Here is a 26,821-nt window from a genome sequence, read left to right on the forward strand (position 1 = left end):
AAGAAGATGAATTGTGAGGAATGGGAGAGTCCGATCGTTATGAAGATTATTGTTACCGGAGGCGCAGGCTTCATAGGCCTGCATACGGTGGAGCTGCTGCTGGAGCAGCGGCATGAGGTTGTGATCGTGGATAACCTCGGGGAGGGAACCCGCACCTTCCCGGGGGCGAAGGCTGCTCTTTACCCGATCGACATTGGCTCGGAGCATTTGGCCGACATCTTTGCTGCCGAAAGGCCGGATGCGGTCATTCACCTTGCGGCGCAGGTCAGCGTGCAGCGTTCACTTGAGAATCCGTCTGCGGACGCGCGGCATAACATCGTGGGTACGGTCAACCTGCTGAAGCAGTGCGCCGATTACGGCGTATCCAAGCTCGTGTTTGCCTCCTCGGCAGCGGTGTACGGCAATGCCGCCATGCTCCCGATTCATGAGGGGGAGGGCGCGGAGCCGCTGTCTTTTTACGGAGCCTCGAAAAAGATGGCCGAGCACTACATCCGCTTATTCTCCGAGCGGTACGGTCTGAACTACACGATTCTGCGCTACGCGAACGTATACGGAATGCGCCAGAATACGAGAGGGGAGAGCGGCGCTGCCGCCTCCTTCGTGAAGCAGCTGCTGGAGGGCGGAAGGCCGCATATTAACGGGAGCGGCGAGCAGACCCGGGATTTCATCTATGTAAAAGATGTGGCTGCCGCCAACGCCGCCGCGCTTGCGCACGGAGACTGCGAGACGCTCAACATCGGCAGCGGCCGGAGGACCTCCGTGAACGAGCTGTTCCGGCTGGTAAGCCGGATCTGCGGCAGGGAGGAGCTGACGCCGGAATACCGCCCCGCGCTGCCGGGAGATATTCAGGACAGCCTGCTCGACAACCGGAGAGCGCTGCGGACGCTGCCGTGGGAACCGGCCTATTCCCTGCTGGACGGATTAACCGAGACCATCCGTTATGAGCAGGAGCTCCGGGGAGAACGCCGGGAGGAGCGCCGGGAGGAGCGGCTGAGTGAAGCGGCACGGGCGGGGTTGTATTTTTGAGGTTGCTGATTCCTGGTTGCTGATTCCTGGTTCCTGATTTGTGAAATAAAAGCTGAAGAGCCGTCCCGGGAGGGGCGGCTTTTGGCATGATTTTACCCGGTGATGATGCTGGATTGCGCTGTACTGGATTGTACTGTACTGGATTGTACTGTACCGCACTGCACTGCGCCGCCTTGCATGAGCCGGGCTCCGCTCGAACCCATGCCCGCCTGCCTGCATACATATAACCACCGGACCTGTCAGGTACCGGTTCAGGCGGAAGGAAAGGGTGTGGCGGCAGTGGGTATTCATTTAACAGCCATTCACTGGGTGTATCTGGCTTTTATTATTTTGATCATGGCATTTCTCATCCGGCGGCGCGATACAACGATGATCTGTATTACCGGGATCTTGGCGCTTGGCCTCCTGGCCACCGAGACCCTGAGCGGCTCGGTCTCCGGAATCTTCAATTCCTTTATCTATGCGACCAAGGAACTGCTCGGGACGATCATGATCATCTCCATTATTGTCGCAATGAGCCGGGTGCTGATTGTGACCGGCATCAATGAAACGATGGTCGCGCCCCTGACGCGGTTTCTCCGCACGCCGGCGCTTGCTTACTGGGGCATCGGCATCATTATGATGGTGACCTCCCTGTTCTTCTGGCCGTCCCCGGCGGTCGCGCTGATCGGGGCGGTGCTGCTGCCGGCGGCGACGCGGGTCGGCCTGCCGGCGCTGGGCGCAGCGATGGCGATGAACTTGTTCGGCCACGGCATCGCTCTATCCGGCGACTACATTATCCAGGGGGCGCCGAAGCTGACCGCAGACGCGGCCGGGCTGCCGGTGTCCAGCGTGATGGAGGCAAGCGTGCCGCTTGTCGCGGTGATGGGGCTTGTGACGACGGTCTCCGCGTATTGGTTCATGCGGCGGGATTTGAAGCGGGGCACCTTTAAGGACGGACTGGTCTCGGGAAAAAGCGGTCCCGGCGCTCTAACTTCCAGCGGGCTGGAGGACTTCGCGCCTTCGGTCATTTCCCCGGCCGCCAGAAAATGGCTTGCCGTCATCATCCCGATTCTCTTTGTCATCGACGTGGCGGGAATGTTTGCCCTCCATCTTCAGGGAGGCGACGCTACCGCGCTAGTCGGCGGCACCGCCGTTCTGATTCTCCTGGCGGTCACTTTGCTGGCGCACCGGAATAAAGGCCTGGAGAAAATGACCTCCTACCTGATCGACGGCTTTGTATTCGGCTTTAAGGTGTTTGGCCCGGTAATTCCGATTGCGGCGTTCTTCTACCTCGGCGACTCGGCCTTCACGGAGCTGTTCGGCAAGGTGCTGCCGGACAGCTCGCAGGGCATCGTCAACGACCTTGGCGTGGCGCTGGCCCATGAGGTGCCGCTGAACGGCGCGGTCGGCGCGGTTACGCTTGCGGTCGCCGGCGCGATTACCGGCCTCGACGGCTCCGGCTTCTCCGGCATCTCCCTCGCGGGCTCCATCGCCCAGCTGTTCGCGGCGGCGATCGGCTCCGGTGCGGCCACGCTGACCGCCCTCGGCCAAGTGGCCGCGATCTGGGTCGGCGGCGGCACGCTGATCCCGTGGGCGCTGATTCCGGCGGCCGCCATCTGCGGCGTCAGCCCGTTTGAGCTGGCCCGGCGCAATCTGAAGCCGGTGCTGATCGGCCTTGCCGCCACAACGGTGCTGGCGATGTTTCTGGTTTAGCGGATTTAAAGGAGCCTCCTTCAGGGATGGGGCCAAATTTCATCTTTTTGTCAATTAAGGGGCGGGCATTTTTTCCTTTCTTCTTCAAAAAGGTTTATAATGATTATATCGCGCACCAAGAATTGGCGGATGATTGAAATGAGGACCACAATCCCGAAGGAGGCATTCTACCATGTCCATCTACGATATCGAAGTAGAGACGATTCAAGGGAAGCTCGGCAACCTTTCCCCTTATAAGGGCCAGGTTATGCTGATCGTCAACACGGCGACCAAATGCGGCTTTGCGCCGCAGTTCAAGGGTCTGCAGAAGCTTTATGACGCCTACAAGGATCAAGGTTTTGTCGTACTGGGCTTCCCGTGCGGGCAGTTTGCGGGCCAGGAGCTGGAGAGCAATGAAGAGGTGGCGGAGGCCTGTGAGATCAATTTTGGCGTTAATTTTCCGCTGTTCGCCAAGATCGACGTGAACGGCAGCAGCGCGCATCCGCTGTTCCGCCTGCTGACGAATGAAGCCCGGGGCGTATTCGGCTCCAAAGCCATCAAATGGAACTTCACCAAGTTCCTCGTAGACCGGGACGGACGTGTGCTCAAACGGTTTGGCCCGAAAGATACGCCGGAGAGCATTGAGAAAGAGATCCGCAGCGTTTTGGAGAACAGCCCGGTGCAAGCCTGATCGACGCAGAAACCGGCAGTGCGCTGCCCGAAAAATGACTCAGACAGATCCGGACTTAATCTACTCTTCCTGAATTGAACCGCCTTGAATCGAAGCGGATCGAACCGTATTAAATCGAATCGAATCGAAGCGGATCGAACCGCATTAAATTGAACCGCACTGTACCGAATCCCCGCACCTTTCCGCCGGAAGGGTCTGCCGGGGATTTTATTTTTGATGTGGAAATTTTATTTTTGATGTGGAAATTTTATTTTTAATGCGGAATTTATTCGGAAAGCTGGAACGCCCGCCAAGGATTCCCCTTGTGCTGGACTGCAAAATTTGGGACAATGATAGGGTTATACGCAGATTAAGTCCTTTTGGGCGTGTTGAATTGATATAGATTGGAAAGAGGAAAGAGGAACATAAATGAACAAACCATCCATTTACGGATTTACGCTGGAGCAGCTGTCGGTTTGGCTGGAGGAGCACGGGCAGAAGCGGTCGCGCGCGATTCCGGTCTGGGAGGCCCTGTACCGCGAGCGGGTCACGTCTTTTGACCAGATGACCGGTTCGAACGCGGCGGCGGTTGAGCTGCTGAAGGAGCATTTTGTGCTGGAGACGATGGAGGAGCATACCCGCCAGGAATCGGTTGACGGCACCATCAAATTTCTGTTCAAGCTGCAGGACGGCAACCTGATTGAAACGGTGCTGATGCGGCAGAAATACGGCCTTTCCGTCTGCGTCACCACGCAGGTTGGCTGCAACATCGGCTGCAGCTTCTGCGCCAGCGGCCTGCTTGCGAAGAGCCGGGACCTGACCTCCGCAGAGATCACGGAGCAGATCATGAAGGTGCAGCTGCACCTCGACCGGACCGGCCGGAAGGAGCGGGTCAGCCACGTTGTGGTCATGGGCATAGGCGAGCCGTTTGATAATTTTGAGCATATGAGCAATTTTATCCGGACTATCAAGGACGCGAAGGGTCTGGCCATCGGGCCGAGAAGCATCACTGTCTCCACAAGCGGTCTGGCCGGCAAAATCAAGGAATTCGCCGATTCCGACCTCCAGGTCAACCTGGCGATTTCGCTGCATGCGCCGAACAATGAGCTGCGGACCCGCATCATGAAGATCAACAAAGCGATCCCGATTGAGAAAGTGCTTGAAGCGATGGACTACTACTGCGAGCGGAGCAGCCGGAAGGTGACGCTCGAGTACATTCTGCTGCAGGGTGTGAACGACCAGCGCGAGCATGCGGCCGAGCTGGCGGAGCTGATCAAGGACCGCAGACAGCAGGTGACGGTGAACCTCATCCCGTACAACCCGGTCGATGAGCACAGCCAGTACCAGCGCAGCGAGCGGGAGACCATCCTGGCCTTCTACGACGAGTTGAAGAAAAATAACGTCAACGTCAGCGTCCGCCTTGAGCACGGCACCGACATCGACGCCGCCTGCGGCCAGCTGCGCAGCAAGCAGATCAAGGGCGCGTAAGGCCGAGGCCAAGGCAGGCTGAGGCCAGAGCGGCGCGATTTTACCAACATAAAGAAGCCTTTTCCTGATTAGAATGGAAGTGTCGAGCATCCATTAAGGGGGGGGCTTCTTTTTTACATTTTTGACGCTTTTTTACAGTGCCTTTACTACTGCTGATTCACTTGTTGGATGTCACAGCTTCACCAAAGACTCTGATTCTTACCTTCCTCAATGTGTTCACCCAGTCCTTACTCCTCTCAACCAATTTCCAGGGTTGTCTATTAAAGTATTAAGTTGTGTGAAGATCCGATGGACTAATATAACTTCGGTGAACTCCTTCATTCTTCACTATGTGACTAAGAACGACCCCAAAGTACATTTTACACCCACTGTTTTATTCTATTACCAAATAATATACTAAAAACATAAATATGGTAGTTGCCTTGCTTTAATTCTGATGGATAAAGGAGTTGGGATGATTGGTTAATAGGAAGACTTTATGTACGATTCCCTGGGCCGGGTCATTTTGGAAACCAATCCGGACGGAAGCCAGACGCAGGTAACCTATGAGGATGCGAATAACCGAGTAACCGCTACCTTGCCAAACGGCAGTCAGGTCACTTACCAATACGATCCCTTAGGCAATTTAGTTCAGCAGACCGATGCCTTGGGCAGCACGATACAAACCTATGATGAGTTTGGACGAATGATCAGCCAAACCGATGCTGAGGGAAACGTTAGTACCTATACCTATGATGCTTATGGCCGGGTTTTAACTGAAAATGACGGCACAAGCACGACTGCCTACGCTTATGATGATGTGGCTCGAACTCAAACAACGAAAGATGGCGAAGGTAACCAAATCCGGGAAACCTATGACATCCTGGGCCGATTGATTAAAACTGAGGAACTAAAAAGCACCGGAAACACTACACTGTCCTCCAGCACCTATGATAACTATGGCCATCTGTTGTCCACTATTGATGCCAACAATAATAAAACCAGCTACGGCTATGATGCTGCAGGCAACTTGACTTCTGTTACGGACGCTGAAGGCAAAACGACAAGTTATAAATACGATCTGCTCGGCAATATGATTCAGCAAACCTATGCGGATGGGCAATTCTTGGCAAATACCTACGACGAAATTGGCCGGCTTTTGAAGACTACCGATCCGCTTAAACAATCGGAGACGTACACGTATGACGCTAACAGCAATCTGGTGACCTATGTTGACCGGAAAGGCCAAACGCATGCATACCAGTACAATAACCGAAACTTCCTGACTCAGGATTCAGCACCGGGAGAAAATATCACCTATACGTATGATGCGATGGGCAACCGAAAGACAATGAAGGACAGCACAGGGACGACGAGTTACGGGTTCAGCCCGACCGGACAGCTCACCAGCCTCACCTATCCGGACCAAGCTAAGCTGACTTTTGACTATGACAAGCGCGGGATACGCAAAAGTCAGACCTTCACCTCGGGCAGCTACAAGTTATCCTTGGAAACGACTTATCAAGGAGCCTCGGCCCTGCCTGGCGGCTTAAACGTAAAGAACACCGCAAGTACATCCATTGCGAGTCTGACTTATAAATATTTAAAGAATAACAGCTTGCAGCAAACGGCAACGGGAACGGGGCTGACGCATACGCTGACCTATACGGGGCTAAACGTCACGGGCCTGACTGTGGCAAGCAAAGATACGACGCTGCAGACCTATACGTATGGTTATGATAACAACCGGAATATCACCTCGCAAAAGGATAACGGAACAAGTTACACGTATACGTACGATGTGTTGAACCGGATCAAAGCCTCCAGCCAGTTTAACGAGACGTATGGATACGACCAGCGGGACAACCGGAGCAGCTTGACGAGTGACCGAACCCCTACGATCCCGAGTACAACGACATATCAATATGACAGCCGGAACCGTCTAACAAAGGCAACGGTCAATGGAATCAGCCTAGCGTATACCTATAACGGGGATGGCCTGATGGTAGGCCGGATCAAAGGCAGCCAAACCACTCGCTATTACTATGATGATCGGGGGCTGCTGGTGGCAGAAGGTAACGTCAGCGGAAGTACGGTTACGATTGCGTACGGCTACGTATACGACGCGACGGGCCAGTTAGTGGGCCGCCAGTCAGGGACGGAATCCAAGCTGCAGTATTATGTGACGAACTTGCATGGCGATGTAGTAGAGCTGCGAGATGCGAGTGGCAAACTGCTGAACAGCTACAGCTACGATATTTGGGGCAACCCGGTGATTGTACAGGAAACGGTGCCGAATGCGCTGCGTTATGCGGGAGAGTATTGGGATGCCGATACCGGACTCCAGTACCTGAGAGCGCGTTGGTATGATCCTTCCACGGCAAGGTTTATTGGTGAGGATACGTATGAAGGGCAGATTGATAATCCGCTTAGTTTGAATCTTTATACTTATGTGGAGAATAATCCACTTGGTTATGTTGATCCAACTGGTCATTCACCAAGCTACTTCGACGACGATGAAGCTGCATTTCGTACTACAAACGGTTTTAAACGCTCAGCAGCCCGTACATTTATTGATGAAGAATACGCCCCCACCCAATTGGGAGTCAAAATCTATGGAATGGCTCCTGAAGATTTCAATAGACTACCTCCATCTGTGCAAGCAAATGTTCGAGCATCGTTTGAATATAAAGTGACTCAGTTGAAGAAAGAAGGCATAATTCCTAATATCGGTACTCTAACAGGGTCGTTAAACGGACTGAAGAGTTATGAGAAAACGGTTATTGATGATTTACTCAATCAAGGGAAGAATGTCGAGGTACTCCAAACATCAAATCAGCAAGGTGTAAAAACTCCTGATTTAAAGGTGAACGGGGTATTAACCGAGTTGAAGACTCTAACAGGGACAAGTCTAAATACTGGGGTGACAAGAATACAAGAAGCCTTTAAACAAGGTGCAGCACAGGTAATTATTGATGCAAGATCAACGAATCTTTCACTTTCAGATGCCCAAAGTATATTGTCTCGGGCGGCAGGAACATATGCTAATAAAGTCTTGCCTGGAAGCGTTGAAATTTGGATAAATGGTAGCATTGTTACTCAATAAGGAGTGGGAAAATGGCTCGATTTACATGTAAGTGCGGGGAAATCCTTTCAAATACGTTAGTGCCAAACAATGTACAATTACGAGTATATTCAGATGAAGAATGGGATAATATTATTCAAACAGAGTCAATCGATCCATTGTCGCTTCCTTTTCCAAAGAATGATATTTGGCGTTGCTACAAATGCGAACGAATTTATGTGTTTGATTGGGAAAGTGGTGCAGTAATAAAAACTTATGTGTTAGATGAACAATGACTTAGAAGTATGGCCACATGCGAGTGTAACAACTCCATGTGGTTTCTTTTTCGACTAACATCAAGAATCCTCGATCTTCTAAGAGAATCAACGATCTGACAAATCAACAGTAAGAGGTAAAATGATACCGGACTCCGTTACAAAATGTCGCAGAGGCAACGCTCGAATGTCGCAGCGGCATATGCGGACAGCAGGAGAGGAAAAAAACTGACAAGCAAAAAAACAGGCCGGGGAAACTGGCCTGTTTTCATTGGCGGGGAAATGTCTTGAATATTTCTACGAGCAACTTCTTCGTCATCTGAATATATTGCACGTCTTTTGCTTTCAGAATCGCGAGCACTTCTTGAATTGCCGCATCCTTCTTGTCCGATACAGGTTGTTGAAACGGCACATCAAATTCAAAGAATACTTTCGGTTCCAGTTCCAACGCGGCAGCGATCTTGGCTAAGTTCTCCAGAGAAATATTTCGCTCTCCCCGCTCGACACCGCCAATATAGGAATAATGGAAGCCGCAAAGCTCGGCGAGCTGGTCTTGGGAAAGCCCCTTCGCTTTCCGGCAATCGCGGATTTTAGAGCCTACCAAACTACGAATATCTGCCACAGGCAACACCTCTATTTGAGTGTAGACAATGGCAGATCAAGGGGTAATGAATAGAAAGGTATTAGATTGTATAATACTAAAAAGTATCATTTTCCTGTATACTTTTGTCTATCATACTTTGGCGAAGAGGTGCAGAAGATGCAGGAAAAGCGTAATATTCAGACGAAAATTAGCGTGAATGCCAAGAACGACGCCAATGCGGCACAGCAACAGCCAGTAAACAAGGGGGACGCGTCAAACAACAACGCAGCTTCCAGTGGCAAGAAAACAAAAAATACTTTTCTACAGGGCTGTCTTGGTTGTTTTGGCGTTCTCGTCCTGATCGGAATTGTAGCCGTTGTCGCAGTTGCTATGTTTGGTGACAAAAACACTTCCGACGGGTTAGACCCTGCGTTGAACTGCGATGATCGGAACAGATGAAACAAGTGTCGAATCGCAAGTCAGATCGCGTATTACGAAAGCTGTCGGCGCGGAAACCAATATGGGCGAACCGAAAATCATTGATCTGCAAGTGAACGACCATGCCGGAACGCTGAAGGACGGCGACAAAATCGTCATCGCTACTTTGCATGGCAACGACAACTTGAGCAATAAGATGATGAAAGGCGGTATGCAACTGGAATCGATCAAAGTGTTCAAAGCGTTGTTTGTAATGCCGGATGTAGAAGAAGTCGCGCTCCTCTGGCAGTTCCCGACTACGGATAGCGGGGGCAATTCATCGCTCAATACGGTACTGAAAATAACGATAACAAAAACAACTGCCAATAAGATCAACTGGAGCGAGTTTGATAAAGACAATTTTGTCAAACTGGCCGACAGCTACTGGGAGCTTCCTTCTTTGCGTGAATAACGGTCATCACCCATTCAAATTGAAATCAATACCATTCTACCGCTTGCCGAAATTGTGCAGGCGGTATTTTTCATCCTCGAACCCTATGCAGGTTAATGAACGGAGGTTTTCAGCATGATGAGAGGACAGACCGTCATCTGCGGAGCAAAGACGAGAAAAGGTACCTATTGCATAAATATCCCGATGAAAAACGGTCGCTGCCGAATGCACGGCGGCAAAAGCACCGGGCCAAAACAGCCGGATAAATTGAAGGGAAATCAGAATGCTATTGGCAATAAAAGCAAACTGTCGACCGGGGAATACGAGACGATTACTTGGGGACGACTTGAGGACTGGGAACGGGAATCTATTCGCCAGTATTATGGAATGAAGCCCGATGAACGGGTAACAGAACCTCTTGAAATAGAATTTGTTCGTCGGGCCAGAATGATGCAACGTATGAATGAATGGGACAAGGACGTAGATAACAATTTCGATCGCCTACTTCAACTGGAAGATGCGATGACCCGAGTTTCAGGCAGAGTTCTGAAAATGATCGTACAAGAAGTGGTGTAGCGGTTTCAATTTTGTTATTGACCACAGGCGGAAGTCTATGCAATAATGAGTACGCATCAGCGGAGTTCCCGAGTTCCGCTGTAAGCAACTTCTCAACTTACAAACCTAACCTTATCAATCTTAGGACACTTGATTCTCACCGTTTCAGCGGTGGCATTGAGTGTCCTTTTTGCATTTGTATGCGAAAAGGACGAAACGACGGTCGACAGTCGGCAAGAAGCAAAAAAATGATGGGAGATGAAGCAATGAGAAAGTCAGTCAAAAAGATGGGAACGGAAGCATTGTGCTGGGAGGTTGTTCAGACCGAGTTGAACTTGCAAGCGTGCCAGTCATTCGGAGCGGCCATTCTGTGTTCGATTCAGCAAATGCCGTATGAATGTCGGGAAGTTAGCAATTCGATCATGTCCTCCATTTTGAAGCTGGAAGCAAGCCAACGCGAAAAGATGGTGCGATTGGAACTGGAGCAAGCTCGTCGGCGACACGATTGTACACCTCCGGATTGTCATTATCTTGGTGCTGCTCCCGTTTCCACCATAGATCGGTACGATGAAACCGAGCATAGGTTTGAGCCGGCACAGCACCGGAATATGAACGTTAAACACGGCTTAACAAGGCTCGTCTGGCTCTAACACGATCAGTTCCTCGACGGAAATGTTCAGAGTTGTGCAAAGTGCGGCGATGGTGCTTAGATAAATTCGGCTGGCAGTCGGCTTGCACAGGTCGCTGACCGTAGACGGACGAAGTCCAGTCAAATGTGCAAGTTCCTGTCGAGTCATCCGGCGCTCATGCAAAATTTCGTTTAACCGGATTCGGACATGATGTGACATAGCTTTTCCCTCCCCTCCACAGTTGAATGGTTGCGAACAGTTTACGATCTTTTCTGGAGCGAAAACGAGCATAAACTTACGGGTTGTGCAGATTTTGGAAAAGGTCGTATACTACGCATCAACGTTTAACCGTTGACAGATGCCAGTTATCCGCAGAAAACGACGGGAGCGTTAAAGGGACTTTAGTCCGTGTAACAGGAGGGGATTTTCTTGAGGGAGAAAGTCGTCGGCTACGTCCGGGTGTCCACGTATGGGCAGGCGAAGGAAGGCTACAGCTTGACCTATCAGGTGGAAGAAATCGAGCGGTATTGTCAGCAGAACGGTCTGGATTTGCTGCACATCTACGAGGACAAAGGCATCAGCGGTGCGGCTGTCGATGAGGAAGGGCTGACCGTCGAGCGAGAAGGATTGCAAGAAATGCTAGCCGATCTGAAAGGCTGGAACGTATCCGCTGTTGTGGTGCTGAACACGTCGCGGCTATGGCGTTCTGACATGGCGAAGGTTCTCATTCAGCGGGAGCTGAAACGCCATAACGTCGATGTAACCGCCATCGAACAGCCAAACTACAGCATTTATGCCCATGACCCGAACGATTTCCTCGTCAATGGCATGCTGGAATTGTTAGACCAATATCAGCGGCTCGAAATTGCCTTGAAGCTAAGCCGCGGCCGAAAGAAGAAAGCACAGCAAGGCGGTTACGCGGGCGGCGGCGTTCCATTTGGTTATCGGGCAATCAAGGGGCAGAAGGCGTTTCAGGTCGACTGGGAGTGTGCCATTATTGTCCATCGGCTGTTTGAATTGAAAGAATTGTTCCCGCATTGGCCGTTGTCAGAATTCGCCAAGCAACTGAATTACGACGGATACAAGACGGCGCAAGGAAAACCCTTTACGAAGGTGCAGATCAAACGGATTTTCGACCGGGAGGACTTTTACAAAGGCATCTACAGTTACGGCGGAGTCATAGCTCCGGGTCGCTATACGGCGATTATTTAGGAGGCGATGAAGTGGAAGACTTGAACGTCCGATACAACCGCCTTGTCGAAAAGGAAGACCAGTTGATAGCGGAAATTGAAACGATTGAAGCCTATTTGGATGGGATGCTCGGCTATACGCATAAACATGGTGACCGTTTCCAGATGACGATGATCGAGGACATGCTGAACGCTATATATGCGGTAGAAAACGACCGCCGCCAGCATTTGTTGAACATCCGATTTGAGAAGGCATTATTGTCATGTAGGTTGCAAAAGCAGGTTTGAAAGATTGAGGGGTCAGGCGGCGAGCGTGCAGGCATTTGCTTACGTATCTTTGCGGCGATCACGTCCGCTCGAACTGAGGATGCAAGCCTTCACGCTAGCCGCCTGACCCGATAGGGGAAGGAAGTGTTGCACGTTGACAACGAAACCGACGAAGCATGTGTATGTCGGCGTCGATCTTCATAAGCGGCAGCATGTCGCGGTTATCATCGATTGCTGGAATCGCAAGCTGGGCGAAGTCGCGGTCGAGAACCGGCCCTCGGCATTTCCGGAATTGGTCAAGGTGGTCAAACGGCATACCAAACGCGGACAAACACCGATCTACGGGCTGGAGGATGTCGGCGGGTTCGGGCGGTCACTGGCGGTTTTTCTGCGGGAGGATGGTTATACCGTCAAGGAGGTCAATCCGACGCTTAGCAGCGACAAGCGGAAAACACGGACGACGGTCGAGAAGCACGATAGCTGGGACGCCGAATGCGTGGCACGGGTTGTCCGCGATGAGTGGGACAGCCTGCCGGACGCGAATCCGTTAGACCACTACTGGGCTATCGGTCAGATCGTCAAAGTGAGGGCGGGAGAAGCGGCTCATTATTCCGGAAACGTCAGGAGACTCTTCATCAGCAACTGAGCTACCATTACCCGAGCTACAAGCAATTTTTCTCGGAGGTGGACGGCAAGACGGCACTGGCATTCTGGGCAAAGTACCCGTCTCCGCGTTGTTTGGAGGAAGTAACCGAGTCGGAACTGGCAGACTTTCTGAAACAAGAGAGCAACCATTATCTGTCGCTGGCGAAGGCGAGACAGATTCTCCAGCTCGTTGCCGAAGACGGCTGTACGAAGCGCGAACACCAGGATCAACGAGACATGCTTGTTCAATCCCTCGTTAGAAGCCTGCGTGCCAGCGCCGATGAAATGACAAAGTTGGAAGCCGAATTAGGGGTTCTGCTCGGTATTGTAGGTTGTACACTCGACAGCCTGCCGGGCATTGATCGGGTGACAGCAGCTTGTTTCTTGGCGGAGATCGGAGACGTGGAGCGGTTCGCAAGTGCTGAGAAGCTGGCTCGATTTGCGGGAATTGCTCCAGTCATGTACGGTACGGGAGGAAAGACGAAGAACTACAAGAGCAAGCAGGGAAACCGGGTTCTGCATGATTTGTTCAAGCAACTGGCAGTACGTCAATTGGTCGTAGCGAAGAATACGAAACAACCTCGCAACGCCTACCTACTGCATTACTATGAACAGAAAATCGCCGAAGGAAAGTCCAAGCGACAAGCGATTGTATGTCTTATGCGCAAGCTGGTCAACGTTGTCTATCATCTTTTGAAGCATAAGACCGTCTATCAGATGCCAGCTATACCGGAAAAACAAGCAGGATGATATACTAATTTTTAACAGGAAGAGGTGTGTGGTTTATAAACTAGGATACGTATGAGGGGCAGATTGATAATCCGCTTAGCTTGAATCTTTATACGTATGTGGAGAATAATCCGTTAACGCAGTGGGATCCGACGGGGAATGTTCCTGTGAACCGCACAATGTCTGAAAGTATGGGCCCAGTTGGTGGTTTTTCTAGTTCTGCTGGTTCCTATAGAATACCGTACACTTATGAAGAAATAATGGAGAATATACCGAAGCGTTCGGCTAAATCCATTTCGAGAAGTGTTAGCCCCGGCCTTAATTTGACTCGAACCCAAATTCAGGCGTCAGAGAGAGAAATAGTTGGTAAGGGTGCGGGAAATGGTGCTGCTAAACTAACTGGTAGAGATATCACGTTTAGCGATAAATTCAGTAAACCTGCATATAAAAATCAAGTGGCTGATCGTGGGTGGACGAATGATTCTATTGCTGATGCGAGAAACAACCCAGTAAAAATAGGAACATCGAAGAATCCATACACAGGAAATGATGTTACACTATACTATGTTGATGATGTTCATTATGTAGCAGTTGATAATGGGACAGGCAAAGTAATACAAGTGGCGGATTTAAACAAAGCTGATTGGAAAATGGATCTAACAAAGTAGAGGTGATCATATGGAGAAGAAAGAAGGAATCATAAACGGAATTATCTATGATAACACTGCTTACCCTAACGGGAAATATAGGCACTATCCAACAATTACAAATTTGAAAAAATTGATTCGTGAAATAATAGAGTCAAATTCTACAACCAACTATATTAGATTTACTCCTTTTTACGTGAACGAACGGATAGATCGCCAAATTGAATTTGATGACTACATGTTTTATATGGAATGTAGAGATCAGTTTGATGATAACGATTTAAAAGAGCATATTGGGGCATGCGTTGGTAAAGAATACACAGACATGAGTAGTGAGGAATTTACGTATGGTCATGTTTTATATCCATTGTGCAAACATGAGGATGCATCTACTTTCAAAAAGGCACTAGAAGCATATTTGGAATTTATAGACGTGTTAATTCCGAAACTAATGGAGATATCTAGGTCAAAAATGACATTGGTGGAGGACGACTTAGCCTTTGGGTACTTTTGCTTTGAGGTTCATTCGGGGTAGTATACGATTAAACCTTGATTGGCTGTCGCCTCTCAAGGTTTCTTTTTTAGGAGGGGGCTACCCAGTGACGAATGAACCCATCATTCAACCAATAACACATTTAACCCATGTAATACCCGTATAAAGATTTCTTTTTTATTTCAATCGCCTTAATGTTGAATTGATAAAATATATACCAATTAAATTAGGGAGGTTCCCGATAAATAACCCGCAAGAGCTGCCTCTGCCGGGGCGTGGACTTGTCACTATTGGTGCGGCTCTTCTAATGCCGATTTATATCGCCCTAATTAACGTTCTTTCTGCACTCAAGATTAGAGAGCTATAAAGAGAGCATTATAAAGATAAAGGAATGGCACTACAAGGATAATCACATTTTTAAAAAAATAACGGCTGTGCCCGGGGAACCTCCAAGCACAGCCGCTTTCTTTGTGAACAGCCCGCCTTCCCTACATCGCCTTGCCTTTGCGGAAGAACATCATCAGGCATCCGGCAATGACCAGCACGGCAGCAATAACCGGCTGGCTGCCCGCCAGGCTGCTGATCAGGGAGCCGATGGAGAAGACGGCGAAGAAGAGCAGGGACAGCACGGTCAGAATGTTAATCGGGATCAGCAGCCATTTGTTGCGGTTGCCGAACCAGTACAGCTCGAACAAACCGGCGGCAGGGGCCAGTAGGAAGCCTGGCCACATAACGTCCCAGCTGTCGAACAGCATGGAGATCTGGCAGACGATGGCCACGGTCAGCAGCACACCGCCAGGCACGAGGACGCCGACTCCGCGGCGCTGCAGAATAGAGAAATACAGCCAGTGGAAAAATACCGCTACAGGAAGGACGAACAGGGTCGGCCAGAAATAAGCGAAGGTCGAACCGGTTGTCCAGTGAATTTCTCCCTTCACGAGCATGAAGATGCCCAGGAGCACCAGAATCGGCCCGAGAAAGGCGCTGCGGTCAAGTTTCAAAAGGACTCACTCCTTCAACGTGTTCTAAGTGCTCTCAGCATAACACGGCCCTAGGGGATTGTCTTCCTTCCCCAGGGTGTATAACGTATCGGTCTGAGGACCGAGTATGGTAAAATAATCAGGAATCAGAAGTCACTTGATGAATCTATCAATCAGAAAAGAGGATGCATGCATATATGCTGAATATAGCGGACTACAGCGCTGAATATGTCAAAGATCCGTTTGGCATTTTATCCGGGAGAAGATATGAGTTCAGAATCAATCTGGACATTCCGGAGGACGACGATTTATACACGGTGAACGGGGTTTATGCCCGGGTCATTGTGAAGGAGGAACAGGGTACAGTAAGCATGGTTACCTATGATCTTCTGGAACGGGGCACCGATAAAATTCTCGAGTTTGATCTGGAGGAGGAAGAGGAGGCAGAGCTTGAGGCCTTCTGCAAGGAGCATCTGCCGGAAGAGGAATAACGGGTTAAAGAAGACGGTTAAAGAAAAATACGGTTGAAGAAGACTCCGCCCGCTGCCCGGTGCGGAGTCTTCTTGCGACCCTGCTCATTTGCAGCATTATTCATGCTGGAACGCCTTATCTCCAGGGCGTCTGCGGCCCCTTCGGAACTGCCAGCCGGCCGAAATCATCGGCCAGCCGCTGCAGCCCTTCCTGCAGCTCCCGCCCGGACACGGGCACTCCGTGCCCGGTAACGGCCGTGTCCGGCTTCAGGGCCGCAAGCTTCCGCACGGATTCCCCGGCGGCCTCCCAGTCGAACGTAAAATAGGCCGGCGGGCCGTGGATTTCCTTCTCCTGGGTTAAGACGGCGAAGGCTGATTCCTGCTTGACCGTAATGAAGGCGTCTCCCGCAACCAGCAGGCGGTCCGCCGGCCATCAGTCCGCCGCCGTCCTCCGCGCTGCCCTCCGGATTGGCGATCATCACCACATTGGCGATAAGCGTCCGCAGATAACTGACATCATCGGGCAGAACGCTATTTTCCGTATTCTTGTCCATGCCCATCCCCATTCCTCCAATTCTTATGCCGTTAGAATGGGAAGCGCCGGCCGGAATTATTCTCAGCCCTGAGCCGCCGCGGCAGCAAACAGCACCCAGCCGGCCAGCATCAGCAGGCCGCCGAACGGCGTTACAGCGCCCAGCCTGCGGATTCCGCTGAGACTGAGCACATACAGGCTGCCGGAGAACAGCACGATTCCGCCGAGCATCAGCCAGCCTGCCCACTCGACCAGCGAGGCATGTCCGAGCTGCTTCCCGGCCGTTCCGAGCAGGATAAGGCCCAGGCCGTGGGCGATTTGGTATTGGACGCCGGTCTGGTAATTTTTAGACTGATTCTCTGACAATTTGGCTTTCAGCGCATGAGCTCCAAATGCGCCCAGAACGACCGCCAGAAACATGACGGCCGCGCCTGCAGTCAATAGTTGATTCATGTAAGCCACCTCCTATCCCTCATACTAAGGCTGGCGGGAGAGGAACGTCAAATGACGGCAGAACCCGGCTCTGTAAGCCCGATTTATCCGGAATCCGGTGAAAAATCGAATAAAACGACTATAACCTGTCCTAGAATGGTATAATATGCATATCTTTTAATTAGAGCTGCAAGAATGGCCAAAAAACTCTTAAGCTAGGAGAACGTTACCATGCCGAATGAAGACGAAATCATTTTAACCCCTGAGGGTGTAGCCAAGTTGGAGCAGGAGCTCGAAGAGCTGAAGACAGCCGGCCGCAGAGAGCTCGCGGAACGGATCAAGGTGGCGCTGAGCTACGGGGATTTGAAGGAGAACAGTGAATACCACTCGGCCAAAGACGACCAGGCTTTTATGGAGACCCGGATTTTGACCATTACAAACATTCTCCGCAAGGCAAAAGTGGTGGAGAAGCAGGGGACCGATGTCGTCGCGATTGGCTCCATCGCCGTGCTGAACGACCTTGAATTCGACGAGCGGATTGAATATCAGATTGTCGGCCCTGCCGAAGCGGACGTAGCGAACAATAAAATCTCTTACGAAAGCCCTCTGGGCAAGACGCTGATCGGACACAAGATCGGCGACACCGTTGAAGTGGAAGCCCCGATCGGCATTATCAAATACGAGTTGCTGGATATCAAGCAGGGCTTATAGACCATAAGAGCAAGGCTGGCGGGCTGACCGCCGCCTTGTTTTTGTTTGCTGCATCAAAATGAAACGGCGGGGCAGTCTATTCAGTATTCCGCAATAAGGAGGAGCAGATAGATGCCGAACGAACGCAGAGCGCTCGAAATCGAAACGGACGGAGACCCCAAGACGATTTATGAGGATTTAAACGTGCACGAGCATCCGATCCTGCCGGCCCCGACCCAATCTACCACCAAACCGGACGAGCTGACGGAAGGCCCGGACCGGGTCAAACGGACGTAGCGGTTAGAGTGTGACAACCGAATCGAATCACCGCAGGTGCAGCGGCGCGGCCAGCTTGGTTTATCCAGGCTGGTTTTTTTTGCGTGTATAAAAATAGTGCCCTTCCCCATGAGGATGACCGGTACATTTTCGGGCTGGGCGAATACAATGCTTTCAAAAGGGAGGAGGGAGACGGTGCAGATCCGGATTTTGCAGGGCAGCTCGAGAAGGACGGGGCATTCGGATATTAACATCATCGTTGACGTCATCAGGGCTTTTACGGTGGCTCATTACGCCTTGTTGAAGGGGGCGAAGGGCATCGGGCTGGTGGGCAGCAAGGAGGAGGCCTTCCGCTGGAAAGGCACGGACGAAAGGTTCCTTCTGGCTGGAGAAGAACAGGGCCTGGCGATTGAGGGCTTTGATCTGGATAATTCTCCGGCAAGGCTCATGTCATTTGACCTTAGCGGACGATTTTTACTGCAGAAGACAACGAACGGCGTAAGAGCGGCATTAAATGCGCTGGATGCGGACCATATCTTTGTTACGGGATTTGCCAATGCCCGAACGACTGCGGAATATATTTGCAGGCAGTATCTTCATCACGATCCGAACCTGAACATTCAGATCATTGCCTCCCATCCAACCGGAGATGACGATTTGGCCTGCGCCGAATACATCCGCTCCCTGCTGGAGGGCACACAGGAGATTACGCCGGCTCAAGCCGCAGCACGGATAATGGGGTCTCAAGCGGCCGAAAAATTCAGGGATCCGGACAATCCGGATTTTCTATTGGAGGATTTAACGTTCTGCACGAAGGAGCTGTCCTCCGGTTTTGTCATGAAGATCAGCGGCAAGGATACGATTATTCCATGGATTGAAAGGGTGCAGGTAAATTGAATCTGGAATTAGCCCTCCCGAGACGGACGTGCAAGCCTAGGCACAGCGGTCTGACCGTATTAATCGACAACGGCGTGCCTTACCGGCTGTTTATGGACACGATTGAAAGCGCGTCCGGCTATATCGACTTCGTCAAATTCGGCTGGGGAACATCGGTTGTGACGCCAACTCTGAGGCAGAAGATTGCCTGCCTGTTTGAGCATAATGTGGATTATTTCTTCGGCGGAACCTTGTTTGAGAAATGCCTGGCCCAGAACAAGCTGGACGATTACATCAAATTTTGCAAGCAGTATAAAGCCTCCTACGTCGAGATTTCAAACGGGACGCTTCCCATCTCCAACAAGGAGAAGGCAGGCTATATCCGGGAGTTCTCCAAGCATTTTTACGTGTTCAGCGAGGTGGGCCACAAGGACCCCGAACGGGCGGGGGGCCAAAGCTCTGCAGATTGGGTAGATGCGATCTGTGAGGATATGGAGGCCGGTGCTTATAAAGTCATTACGGAAGCCAGGGAAAGCGGAACAAGCGGAATTTGCAGCAAAACGGGCGAGCTGCGGATGGATGTGGTGGAAGAAATTTTGCAGGCAGGCATTCATCTGGACGCCATGATCTTTGAAGCTCCGAACAAAAATCTCCAAACCAGCTTTATCAAAATAGCTGGCCCCAACGTGAATCTCGCCAATATTCCGTTCTCCGACCCGATCCCGCTGGAGACGCTGCGGCTGGGGCTCCGCTCGGATACCTTCTTTGCGTTTCAGGCCGAGGAAGCGGCAGCAGCCAAAGAGACGGAAGGGGCCGGAGAAGCAGCAGAGGCCGGAGAGGTATTAGAAGCAGAAGAGGTCCGGGAAGCCGAAGAGGCCGGAGAACTGCTGGATGCTGATGCTCAGCTGGCGAGAGTAAGCGGCATGCCGGACGCTGGCTCTCAGGACAACTAACTGCGGGCGGCCTGGCTGCCTGCCGGTTAGTTAAGCCAGCTACGGCATGACCGGCTTGCTGAATTCGCCAGCGTAGTTGGTGTCCATAATTTCAGCCACCTCGGCGGGGTCTGTCGTCTGACCGAGCGCCCACATCATTTTGGTAACGAGCGCTTCGGTGGTCATATCATAGCCGGGGATAACCCCTTTCTCCAGCACTCGCTGACCCACTTCGTAAATCGTTAAATCCCCGCCCTCGTAAGGGCACTGCGTCGTCACGACGATGGTCATGCCGCTGCGCATCAGCTCTTCGATTTTGCTGATCAGACTGCGTTCCTTAAACGGAACACCGCCCAGGCCGAAGCCTTCAATGACAATTCCTTTGTAGCCTAAGGACCGGATCGCGTCAAAGATGCTCGGATTGGTGCCGGGAATCAGCCGCAGCAGGAACACCTCGGAGCAGTAGGTGACGTTGTAAGGGAACTTCTGCTGCTGCTCTGCCGGCGCTGGCAGATTCGGGTTATAGACCAGCTGGCCGTTCTCGACCGTGCCGATATAGGGATAATTGATGCTCTCAAAAGCATTGTAGCTGCGCGTTCTGACCTTGGAGGCTCTTGTGCCGTTGATGACCTTGCCGTTGAAGACGACGAACACGCCGGGACGTTCGCCGCAGGCGGTAAGGAAGGAGTCGATCACATTTTTCTTGGAGTCGGTATGTTCGGCCATAATGGACACCTGCGAGCCGGTCAGGACGACGGGCTTCTCTACCGTTCCCAGCATAAAGCTCAGAGCAGAAGAGGTATAAGCCATGGTATCCGTGCCGTGGGCGATGACAATTCCGTCGTAGAGATCAAGCGACTGGTGCACAAGTCTGGCAATAGCGGCCCAGTCCTCGGGCTGGGTGTTGGTGCTGTCCATACTCATCAGGTCAATCGCGTCTATGCGGCACATCTGCCGGAGCTCCGGAATCTGCTCCAGAATATGCTCTGCGCTTTGGGTTGGAGTGAGGCCGTTCTCCTGCAGCGACGATGAGATGGTGCCTCCTGTATTAATAAATAAAATAGTTTTCATTTCCATTGTTCTCCCTGCATGGACAAAATAAGACGCCCCTAACGCTTAAGGGCGTCTGTATTCTTGTATTTTACTATGAAAAACCCGGCGAATAAATGGCCTCTTGCCTGGCAGGATTGCCGGGTCCTTCCGTTTCTGCAGGAAAAATCAGCCTACGAATTGGCGGAAGACAGATGTGGACGGAAGGAGGACATCACCACGTCAAACAGCTGCGAAACCTGGTCATCCGTCGCCTGGCTGCTGTCAAACCGGGCCCGCTGAAGCGCTGAAGCCTCAGCCGAATCGGTGCTCGAGGTATCATCTGTGCTGCCGTCCGCGGAGCTGTCTGTGCTGTCAGCTGATGTATTGCTCAGCTGTCCAAACAGGGCGAAGGCGTTCTGAAGCTGGGACAGCGCTTCTCTCTTCTGCTCTGAAGTTACGGATGAAGAAGAGGATGCAGATGAAGCAGAGCTGTCATCCGAACTGGAATCGCTGCTGTCGCTGTCGTCACTGGAAGCATCCGTCTGGTTCAATCCCCACATGAACGGAGGAGGGACGCTGCCCATCATCTGAAGCTCTTTCGGTATGCCGCTCAGGGATGTGGAGGAGCTGTCATCTTCATCTTCATCCGAATCGGAATCCGTGCTGCTGCTCTCTTCCGGCGGCGGCGGAGGTTTAGGAAGCGCGTTCTGCAGCTCTGTCATAACCTGATCAAATACGCTGGAAATGTCGTCATCGCTGGCTGAAGACAGATCTACACCGCTCAGGTCAGATGTAATGGAGGACAAGAGGCTGCTGGTGCTGGAGGAAGTGTCCGTGCTTGTACTCGTAGTGGAATCGTCCGAATCGCTGCTGTCGTCATCGTCCTCATCGTCCGAGCTGTCCAGGCTTTCAAGCAGGTCCTGAATTTCGGACAGCAGGTCCTTCTTCTCATCCACCGACAGGCTGTCTGAAGAATCATCATCGCTGGAATCCTGGCCGTCCGCTGGCGGCGGAGGAGGCGGCATGCGGCGGCCGACGCCGTTCTGCTGATAAGGGTTGGACGAGCGGCTTGCGTCCAGCTTCTCCGTGACTTGGCTGAACAGATCATCAACCTCGTCGTCTGTTGCAGTGGAAGCATCAAATTCGTCCAATACGGCCGAAATGGAGGAGTACAGGCTGGAAGTGCTGCTGGAGCTGCTTGTGCTGCTCGTGCTGCTGGTGTCGGAGGAATCGGTTTGATCGCTCACCTTGTTCTGAATGTTAACGAGGAACTGCTTCTTCTGCTCGGACGTTAAAGAATCGCTGTTAGAACCGGATTCTGAACCCGTGTCCGTGCTTGTGGACGTACTTCCGGTTGATAGGCCGGATTGGGCAGCACTGGCCATGATGTCCATGAGCTGCTGGCTGAACTCGACCGAGTCGCCGGAGGACGACTTGGATTTGGAACTGGCTTCCGTTTCTTTCCCGGTGCTGCTGGTTTGTGCGTAACCATAGGTCCACGCGGAGGTGCCATAAGATTGAATGGAAAATGACATCGAAAAACCCCTTTCTGTCTGGTGAATTTTGGGACTGTTAAGCCCTTAATATTCATCGGCCGCCAACATGAAAATGGGCTGAAAGCAAGCTGAACGCTGACTGAGCAGTTGCTGAAAGAAATAAGGAAATTTATGGGTCTATTAATACGGGCTTATTTAATAGAATCCTTTTATACCTAACTCTAGTAAAAATGGAAATAATCTAGGAATCCAGCTACAATGGAGGAGGAAGTATTTTACAAAGCAAAGGGAAGGAAGGGAACTTATTGAAGCAGATCCAGAGGGGAATCAGCAGCGCAGCTAAATTCATGTTGATCGGAGCAGCATCCATTTCCTTACTTGTTCCCGGCGGAACTGCCGGAGCGGCAGGGGCAGCAGGAATTACAGGAGCAGCAGGGATCACAGGCGCATCATTAGCAGCAACCGCAGCAACCGCAGCAACCACAGAAACAGCAGCCGAAACGGCCAGTTCCACCGCTGAGGCGGACCCTTCCAAGGTGAAATTTACGAAGGATCAGGCGGTGGCCAAGCTGAAGGAGCTCTTTCCAATACTGAACAAGGCGGCGGTAACCAGCTATGAGCTCGGCGTTACGAATGAATATCCGCCCCCCGAGAATCAGATGGTATGGAATCTTCAGTGGAGCTATAACCAGAACAGCTCGTATTTCGGGTTCAGCGCCCGGGTGGACGCTGTTAGCGGCAACCTGATCAATGCCTTCATCTCCGCCTCCGGCTGGAACAATGAGGTCTACTACCCGCCAAAGGTAACGGAGGAGGAGGCGTTTGAATTAGCCAAAGCGTTTCTGGATAAGGCCATAACGCTCCCTGACGGCGTTGAGATGGTCGCAGAGGAGAGCAGTCTCAGCAATCCGGCCAGCCAGCTCCTGTTTGGGCCTGTCGAGTATTCCTTCGGCTTCAAACAGAAGAGAAACGGAATTGAGTCCGAGTATACCGATACGTATGTCATCGTGGACGGCAGCGGTACCGTGACCCAGTTTACGAGATCTGCCGATCCCGCTGAATTACCGGATCTTAAGCCTGCTGTGACACAGGCGGAGGCGGACAGCCGTTTTGCAGAGCAGCTGGACATGGAGCTGGCTTACGTTCCTTTGTATGACGAGGAGGGGCTGGACCGCCTTGTACTGGCCTGGCGCCCGACTGAAGCTTCGGTGAACAGCATTGACGCCGTTTCGGGCAAGCGGATTAATGGAATGGGAGAGGAAACGGACGGCACTCCGCCGGTGCTGGAGGATGTTCCTTTGGGCAGGAAGATTTTTCAGGCAAGATCCGTTCAAACCGATCTGACAGCGGATGAAGCGCAGAAGCTGGTTGAACAATATATCGGAATTCCCGCAGGGCGGATATTATCCTATTCCTATTTGGACGACAGCTACTGGAACCCCGAGCATCCGGTATGGCGGCTGACGTGGGGCAGCGGCCCGAATGCGCCGGTTACGGCCTTCCCTTCACAGTCCAGTGCAGAAGTGGATAGCAGCACGGGTCAGATTTATTCTTATACGAAAGAGGATTTTATGCCTTATGGGGAAAAGGGTTCCGCCGCCGCGGCAGCCGGGCAGCCTGTGTCCTATACGGCGGCCAAACAGAAGGCCATGTACTGGGTGAATCTGCTGTATGCGGATGCCAGCCGGCAGCTGAAACTTGCCGGAGAAGGAGAGCAGGGGCCGGACAACGGGTATACGTTCAGCTTCCAGCGCTACTACCAGGGCATTAAAGTGTTAAGTGACACGGTGACGGTCCGTCTGAACAGCGCCGGAGGGCTGGAGTCCTATTTCTCGAATCCGAACAGGCTTGTTGAGCAATCAGGGCTTGCGTCCAAGCCGGCAGTCAGCAAAGAAACGGCAGAGGCGGCCTATCTGAAGGAGTTCCAGACCGGGCTCCATTTCAGCCGGTATGGCGGCTACTATACCAATAATGTCTATGCAGAGCCGTTCACAAGGCTGGTTTATGGAGTTGTGCCTAAAGATAAGAAGCATGAATATGATGTGCTCGATGCTGCGACCGGAGAATGGGTGTCCACTTATGAGAGCGCCGAGGCACCGGAGGCGGAACCGGCCGACATTAAAGGGCATCCTCAGGAGCAGGAGCTTCAGACCTTGATCCGCTATCACATCCTGATGCCGGATGAAGCCGGCCTGATTCACCCGGATGCGGCCATTACGGCCGGGGACTGGATTCAGATGATGACGAGGGCATCTTCCTATATCTCCTCCGGGGATTACGGGCTGAACACGGACGGAAGCCAGCCGGCAGATGCAGCAGGGGTGCCTGCGGATGACGAATATTTTGCTTATATCCGGCAGGCGGTTCAGCTGGGCTGGATCAATGAAGATACGAAGCTTGCGGTTCATGACAAGCTGACGCGCGAGCAGATGGCCGTTCTGCTGGCCGGAATTCTGAAATACAGCAAATTAACCGCCTTCCTTGAGAAAAATGGCGAAGCAGACGCGTTCTCAGACGCTTCCTCTATCAGCAATAAAGGGGCCGTCACGCTTGTTGTCAAGCTTGGCTTGATGGAGGGAAGAAGCGGCCGCTTTGAACCCGGAGCTTACGTAACCAAAGCTGAAGCGGCTGAAATTATGATGCGGCTGGCAGGGCTGCAGGGCCGCACGGATCAGCGAATCGGGATGAACTACTAAGTAACGGACAAAGCCGCCTGTACCATGGAGTGAATTCCACGGTGCAGGCGGCTTTGTCCGCTGCCGGGTTTATTTGCCGGCAGCCTGAGTTATAGAAGAGGCTTGGCTTTGGCGGCTTTGCTGCGCCCGGCTTGCGAGCTGCCACATGATGATGGCGAGCCACAGCACGAGCACGACATTCACCAGCGATATCAACTGCATCGAATAGGTATAGCTCGGAGTGCCGGTGCGTCCCGTTGCGCCGTACAGCACGGAGAAGATGTTGGCGAAGACGGTAAAGCTGAGCCCTGCCGCCAGCCACAGCAGCCGTTTGTCCTTAAAGAACACGTAAGCGCAGAAGGCGAGCGCAACCGCCGGGAACAGATAGCGCTCGTGCATGCTCGACGAGAAGGTGAACACCCCGGCGATCTGGAACAGGGCGGCAAGGAAAGCCGCTTCCCGGGTGCGCATTTTTGAGTAGATCAGCCAGGAGAAGGCCGTAGTCAGCACAATAAAAATGAAGCCCCACGTATGATAGCTGAACAGAATAAAGGCGGCAGAGCTGTCTACATGGTTCGCGCCGACCAGGCTGAAGAAATTATCCGCGTTCAGCGAGGCGTAAGGATATTCGCCGATCGTGCTCTGGAACAGCTTTACAATCCACAGCGGCTCCTGGCCCGAAGAGAAGGGCAGAATCAGCAGGATGGCGGTAACCGCCGCGGCGGCTATGCCGGTCAGGGAATGCTTCACGCTTCTCAGCCTTACCCACTCAAAGAACAGGACCGGGGTAAAAATAATCCCCTGCGGCTTCATCATCACCGCGGCCGCAAATACTGCCGCCGCCCAGGCCAGGCGGCCCTCCGTCATCAGCAGCACGGCGAGCACGATCAGCAGGGTGAAGAAGGAATCCACCTGCCCCCAGAACAGCGAATCTACGAGGACCGCCGGATTGCAGATATAGAGCACCGCGAGAATTACGCTGAATCTGAAGGATACATATTTAGAAGCCAGGCGATAAATCAGATAACCTGTCAGCACATCGGCGACGAGAGACGGCAGCTTGATCATCGTATTCAAAAAGATGTCCATGCCCGGCAGCGTGGCCGCCTTGCCGATCAGGTACAGGAAATAAATCAGGAACGGCGGATAATCGGCCGAGCCGTTCACATAGAAGCCCGTAAAGTCAAGCGCTGCCGAGGCCGCCCACTTCCGGAAGTAATTCGTGTCGCCCACATGCCCCAGGGTCCAGGGCGCTATCGCAATGCGGAGCAGCAGGGCGCTGCCGAGGATCAGCCAGAGAATGCTTCGCCTTGACCGGCGGTTGTCCGTTAGGCTGTGTTGAGCAAGGCTGCCTTCGGCCTCTCTGCCTCTGCCGGCCTGCGTCCGCGCCGCCCGTCTGCGGGTATAAACACGATAGCCGAACCCGGCGGCTGCGGCAAACAGCACGGTGTAGACGGCCAGCGAGACCGGCTCCGCCAAAGGCGCGGCGGACTCTTGGCCCATGCCGCTGCCGTTCATCCGGCCGCCGCCGAAGCCCGCGCCGCCAAAGCTCCCGGCGCCCGCGCCGCCTGCGCCCGGCTGGAAGGCCCCGCCGGCCTGGCCGTCTGTGCCGCCGCCCGCGCCGCCGCGGTTCCAGCCGCCCGCCGAG

The 26,821-nt window shown here is 52.4% G+C and carries 26 protein-coding genes and 3 pseudogenes; 21 read left to right on the forward strand and 8 right to left on the reverse strand.

What is annotated here, in order from left to right; translation table 11 throughout:
- Positions 1 to 39 precede the first annotated feature (39 nt).
- The 6 genes from FCN15_RS08165 (at position 40) to FCN15_RS08190 (ending at position 8,197) form a co-directional block, all read left to right on the forward strand.
- Entirely contained in the window at positions 40 to 1,026 is a 987-nt protein-coding gene (locus FCN15_RS08165; protein ID WP_138494509.1) for an NAD-dependent epimerase/dehydratase family protein, read from the forward strand.
- A gap of 279 nt (positions 1,027 to 1,305) precedes the next feature.
- On the forward strand, positions 1,306 to 2,721 hold the full coding sequence (locus tag FCN15_RS08170; RefSeq protein ID WP_138494510.1) for a hypothetical protein: 1,416 nt from the start codon (positions 1,306 to 1,308) through the stop codon (positions 2,719 to 2,721).
- A 172-nt stretch (positions 2,722 to 2,893) separates the two neighbouring features.
- The gene (locus tag FCN15_RS08175; RefSeq protein ID WP_138494511.1) at positions 2,894 to 3,391 is read left to right on the forward strand and encodes a glutathione peroxidase; all 498 of its coding nucleotides are present in this window, start codon (positions 2,894 to 2,896) and stop codon (positions 3,389 to 3,391) included.
- Between the two features lie 408 nt (positions 3,392 to 3,799).
- Positions 3,800 to 4,858 carry a dual-specificity RNA methyltransferase RlmN gene (rlmN, locus tag FCN15_RS08180; protein ID WP_138494512.1) on the forward strand — a complete coding sequence of 353 codons (1,059 nt, stop codon included), beginning with the start codon at positions 3,800 to 3,802 and terminating at the stop codon, positions 4,856 to 4,858.
- 478 nt (positions 4,859 to 5,336) lie between these two features.
- Entirely contained in the window at positions 5,337 to 7,943 is a 2,607-nt protein-coding gene (locus tag FCN15_RS08185) for an RHS repeat-associated core domain-containing protein (RefSeq protein WP_138494513.1), read from the forward strand.
- 11 nt (positions 7,944 to 7,954) lie between these two features.
- Positions 7,955 to 8,197 (forward strand): hypothetical protein, encoded by a 243-nt coding sequence (locus tag FCN15_RS08190; RefSeq protein ID WP_138494514.1) that lies wholly within the window; start codon positions 7,955 to 7,957, stop codon positions 8,195 to 8,197.
- A 247-nt stretch (positions 8,198 to 8,444) separates the two neighbouring features.
- On the opposite strand, the gene FCN15_RS08195 is transcribed toward FCN15_RS08190, so the two are convergent.
- Positions 8,445 to 8,798, reverse strand: coding sequence for a helix-turn-helix domain-containing protein (locus FCN15_RS08195; RefSeq protein WP_138494515.1), 354 nt, complete (start codon positions 8,796 to 8,798; stop codon positions 8,445 to 8,447).
- A 138-nt stretch (positions 8,799 to 8,936) separates the two neighbouring features.
- Here FCN15_RS08195 and FCN15_RS08200 point away from each other — a divergent pair, with 138 nt between their 5' ends.
- The 3 genes from FCN15_RS08200 to FCN15_RS08210 all read left to right on the forward strand — a co-directional run bounded on the left by FCN15_RS08200 (position 8,937) and on the right by FCN15_RS08210 (position 10,203).
- The gene (locus FCN15_RS08200; RefSeq protein WP_138494516.1) at positions 8,937 to 9,218 is read left to right on the forward strand and encodes a hypothetical protein; all 282 of its coding nucleotides are present in this window, start codon (positions 8,937 to 8,939) and stop codon (positions 9,216 to 9,218) included.
- Positions 9,202 to 9,648: a hypothetical protein gene (locus FCN15_RS08205; RefSeq protein WP_162515316.1), complete on the forward strand. Its 447-nt coding sequence runs from the start codon at positions 9,202 to 9,204 to the stop codon at positions 9,646 to 9,648. The genes FCN15_RS08200 and FCN15_RS08205 overlap by 17 nt, the downstream gene beginning before the upstream one ends.
- 114 nt (positions 9,649 to 9,762) lie before the next feature.
- Positions 9,763 to 10,203, forward strand: coding sequence for an HGGxSTG domain-containing protein (locus tag FCN15_RS08210; protein WP_138494518.1), 441 nt, complete (start codon positions 9,763 to 9,765; stop codon positions 10,201 to 10,203).
- Between the two features lie 605 nt (positions 10,204 to 10,808).
- On the opposite strand, the gene FCN15_RS08215 is transcribed toward FCN15_RS08210, so the two are convergent.
- Positions 10,809 to 11,030 (reverse strand): helix-turn-helix domain-containing protein, encoded by a 222-nt coding sequence (locus FCN15_RS08215; RefSeq protein ID WP_138494519.1) that lies wholly within the window; start codon positions 11,028 to 11,030, stop codon positions 10,809 to 10,811.
- A gap of 210 nt (positions 11,031 to 11,240) precedes the next feature.
- Between FCN15_RS08215 and FCN15_RS08220 the strand changes: the two genes are divergently transcribed.
- From FCN15_RS08220 to FCN15_RS08240, 5 genes and pseudogenes are all read left to right on the forward strand, one after another.
- Positions 11,241 to 12,023: a recombinase family protein gene (locus FCN15_RS08220; protein ID WP_138494520.1), complete on the forward strand. Its 783-nt coding sequence runs from the start codon at positions 11,241 to 11,243 to the stop codon at positions 12,021 to 12,023.
- A gap of 11 nt (positions 12,024 to 12,034) precedes the next feature.
- Positions 12,035 to 12,289 carry a hypothetical protein gene (locus FCN15_RS08225; RefSeq protein WP_138494521.1) on the forward strand — a complete coding sequence of 85 codons (255 nt, stop codon included), beginning with the start codon at positions 12,035 to 12,037 and terminating at the stop codon, positions 12,287 to 12,289.
- A gap of 133 nt (positions 12,290 to 12,422) precedes the next feature.
- Positions 12,423 to 13,663: pseudogene (locus FCN15_RS08230) on the forward strand (IS110 family RNA-guided transposase).
- Positions 13,664 to 13,821: 158 nt separating this feature from the next.
- Positions 13,822 to 14,310 carry a colicin E5-related ribonuclease gene (locus FCN15_RS08235; RefSeq protein ID WP_162515317.1) on the forward strand — a complete coding sequence of 163 codons (489 nt, stop codon included), beginning with the start codon at positions 13,822 to 13,824 and terminating at the stop codon, positions 14,308 to 14,310.
- Between the two features lie 10 nt (positions 14,311 to 14,320).
- Positions 14,321 to 14,824 carry a hypothetical protein gene (locus FCN15_RS08240; RefSeq protein ID WP_138494523.1) on the forward strand — a complete coding sequence of 168 codons (504 nt, stop codon included), beginning with the start codon at positions 14,321 to 14,323 and terminating at the stop codon, positions 14,822 to 14,824.
- Between the two features lie 446 nt (positions 14,825 to 15,270).
- On the opposite strand, the gene FCN15_RS08245 is transcribed toward FCN15_RS08240, so the two are convergent.
- A complete protein-coding gene (locus tag FCN15_RS08245) occupies positions 15,271 to 15,783 on the reverse strand; it encodes a hypothetical protein (RefSeq protein WP_238996568.1) in 513 nt (170 codons plus the stop codon).
- Between the two features lie 176 nt (positions 15,784 to 15,959).
- Between FCN15_RS08245 and FCN15_RS08250 the strand changes: the two genes are divergently transcribed.
- Positions 15,960 to 16,253, forward strand: a complete 294-nt coding sequence (locus FCN15_RS08250; protein WP_138494524.1) for a DUF6509 family protein — start codon at positions 15,960 to 15,962, stop codon at positions 16,251 to 16,253.
- 115 nt (positions 16,254 to 16,368) lie between these two features.
- Here FCN15_RS08250 and FCN15_RS08255 read toward each other — a convergent pair.
- Positions 16,369 to 16,659 (reverse strand): annotated as a pseudogene (locus FCN15_RS08255) (MBL fold metallo-hydrolase); the annotation flags it as partial.
- Between FCN15_RS08255 and FCN15_RS08260 the strand changes: the two are divergent.
- Positions 16,625 to 16,858 carry a hypothetical protein gene (locus FCN15_RS08260; RefSeq protein WP_162515318.1) on the forward strand — a complete coding sequence of 78 codons (234 nt, stop codon included), beginning with the start codon at positions 16,625 to 16,627 and terminating at the stop codon, positions 16,856 to 16,858. The pseudogene FCN15_RS08255 and the gene FCN15_RS08260 sit on opposite strands and share 35 nt — an antisense overlap.
- On the opposite strand, the gene FCN15_RS08265 is transcribed toward FCN15_RS08260, so the two are convergent.
- On the reverse strand, positions 16,849 to 17,217 hold the full coding sequence (locus FCN15_RS08265) for a DUF423 domain-containing protein (RefSeq protein ID WP_138494527.1): 369 nt from the start codon (positions 17,215 to 17,217) through the stop codon (positions 16,849 to 16,851). The two genes, FCN15_RS08260 and FCN15_RS08265, sit on opposite strands and share 10 nt — an antisense overlap.
- Before the next feature lie 210 nt (positions 17,218 to 17,427).
- Here FCN15_RS08265 and greA point away from each other — a divergent pair, with 210 nt between their 5' ends.
- From greA to FCN15_RS08280, 4 genes and pseudogenes are all read left to right on the forward strand, one after another.
- A complete protein-coding gene (gene greA / locus FCN15_RS08270) occupies positions 17,428 to 17,907 on the forward strand; it encodes a transcription elongation factor GreA (protein WP_138494528.1) in 480 nt (159 codons plus the stop codon).
- Between the two features lie 111 nt (positions 17,908 to 18,018).
- Complete coding sequence (locus tag FCN15_RS19165; protein ID WP_162515319.1) at positions 18,019 to 18,183, forward strand: hypothetical protein; 165 nt, start codon at positions 18,019 to 18,021, stop codon at positions 18,181 to 18,183.
- 174 nt (positions 18,184 to 18,357) lie between these two features.
- Positions 18,358 to 19,059 (forward strand): 2-phosphosulfolactate phosphatase, encoded by a 702-nt coding sequence (locus FCN15_RS08275; protein WP_238996569.1) that lies wholly within the window; start codon positions 18,358 to 18,360, stop codon positions 19,057 to 19,059.
- Positions 19,056 to 19,805 (forward strand): annotated as a pseudogene (locus tag FCN15_RS08280) (phosphosulfolactate synthase); the annotation flags it as partial. The gene FCN15_RS08275 and the pseudogene FCN15_RS08280, both read left to right, overlap by 4 nt.
- A 225-nt stretch (positions 19,806 to 20,030) precedes the next feature.
- Here the strand turns inward: FCN15_RS08280 and FCN15_RS08285 are convergent.
- Positions 20,031 to 21,041, reverse strand: a complete 1,011-nt coding sequence (locus tag FCN15_RS08285; protein ID WP_138494529.1) for an asparaginase — start codon at positions 21,039 to 21,041, stop codon at positions 20,031 to 20,033.
- 152 nt (positions 21,042 to 21,193) lie between these two features.
- Positions 21,194 to 22,537, reverse strand: coding sequence for a hypothetical protein (locus FCN15_RS08290; protein ID WP_138494530.1), 1,344 nt, complete (start codon positions 22,535 to 22,537; stop codon positions 21,194 to 21,196).
- Positions 22,538 to 22,845: 308 nt separating this feature from the next.
- Here FCN15_RS08290 and FCN15_RS08300 point away from each other — a divergent pair, with 308 nt between their 5' ends.
- Positions 22,846 to 25,194 carry a YcdB/YcdC domain-containing protein gene (locus tag FCN15_RS08300; RefSeq protein ID WP_162515320.1) on the forward strand — a complete coding sequence of 783 codons (2,349 nt, stop codon included), beginning with the start codon at positions 22,846 to 22,848 and terminating at the stop codon, positions 25,192 to 25,194.
- Between the two features lie 69 nt (positions 25,195 to 25,263).
- Here the strand turns inward: FCN15_RS08300 and FCN15_RS08305 are convergent.
- Positions 25,264 to 26,821, reverse strand: a 1,558-nt coding sequence (locus tag FCN15_RS08305) for a glycosyltransferase 87 family protein (protein ID WP_162515321.1), incomplete at its 5' end; no start/stop codon positions are given.

This window comes from Paenibacillus pinistramenti (assembly GCF_005869875.1).
GTDB classification, from domain to species: Bacteria; Bacillota; Bacilli; order Paenibacillales; family Paenibacillaceae; genus Fontibacillus; species Fontibacillus pinistramenti.

Excerpts from the sequence above, each read along its gene's own strand:
- FCN15_RS08175 (WP_138494511.1), top strand. The coding sequence starts at position 2,894 with ATGTCCATCTACGATATCGAAGTAGAGACGATTCAAGGGAAGCTCGGC.
- FCN15_RS08185 (WP_138494513.1), top strand. The coding sequence starts at position 5,337 with ATGTACGATTCCCTGGGCCGGGTCATTTTGGAAACCAATCCGGACGGA.
- rlmN (WP_138494512.1), top strand. The coding sequence starts at position 3,800 with ATGAACAAACCATCCATTTACGGATTTACGCTGGAGCAGCTGTCGGTT.
- FCN15_RS08215 (WP_138494519.1), bottom strand. The coding sequence starts at position 11,030 with ATGTCACATCATGTCCGAATCCGGTTAAACGAAATTTTGCATGAGCGC.
- FCN15_RS19165 (WP_162515319.1), top strand. The coding sequence starts at position 18,019 with ATGCCGAACGAACGCAGAGCGCTCGAAATCGAAACGGACGGAGACCCC.
- FCN15_RS08235 (WP_162515317.1), top strand. The coding sequence starts at position 13,822 with ATGTCTGAAAGTATGGGCCCAGTTGGTGGTTTTTCTAGTTCTGCTGGT.
- greA (WP_138494528.1), top strand. The coding sequence starts at position 17,428 with ATGCCGAATGAAGACGAAATCATTTTAACCCCTGAGGGTGTAGCCAAG.
- FCN15_RS08290 (WP_138494530.1), bottom strand. The coding sequence starts at position 22,537 with ATGTCATTTTCCATTCAATCTTATGGCACCTCCGCGTGGACCTATGGT.
- FCN15_RS08250 (WP_138494524.1), top strand. The coding sequence starts at position 15,960 with ATGCTGAATATAGCGGACTACAGCGCTGAATATGTCAAAGATCCGTTT.
- FCN15_RS08205 (WP_162515316.1), top strand. The coding sequence starts at position 9,202 with ATGATCGGAACAGATGAAACAAGTGTCGAATCGCAAGTCAGATCGCGT.
- FCN15_RS08210 (WP_138494518.1), top strand. The coding sequence starts at position 9,763 with ATGATGAGAGGACAGACCGTCATCTGCGGAGCAAAGACGAGAAAAGGT.
- FCN15_RS08240 (WP_138494523.1), top strand. The coding sequence starts at position 14,321 with ATGGAGAAGAAAGAAGGAATCATAAACGGAATTATCTATGATAACACT.
- FCN15_RS08190 (WP_138494514.1), top strand. The coding sequence starts at position 7,955 with ATGGCTCGATTTACATGTAAGTGCGGGGAAATCCTTTCAAATACGTTA.
- FCN15_RS08285 (WP_138494529.1), bottom strand. The coding sequence starts at position 21,041 with ATGAAAACTATTTTATTTATTAATACAGGAGGCACCATCTCATCGTCG.
- FCN15_RS08300 (WP_162515320.1), top strand. The coding sequence starts at position 22,846 with ATGTTGATCGGAGCAGCATCCATTTCCTTACTTGTTCCCGGCGGAACT.
- FCN15_RS08200 (WP_138494516.1), top strand. The coding sequence starts at position 8,937 with ATGCAGGAAAAGCGTAATATTCAGACGAAAATTAGCGTGAATGCCAAG.
- FCN15_RS08260 (WP_162515318.1), top strand. The coding sequence starts at position 16,625 with ATGAAGGCGTCTCCCGCAACCAGCAGGCGGTCCGCCGGCCATCAGTCC.
- FCN15_RS08165 (WP_138494509.1), top strand. The coding sequence starts at position 40 with ATGAAGATTATTGTTACCGGAGGCGCAGGCTTCATAGGCCTGCATACG.
- FCN15_RS08265 (WP_138494527.1), bottom strand. The coding sequence starts at position 17,217 with ATGAATCAACTATTGACTGCAGGCGCGGCCGTCATGTTTCTGGCGGTC.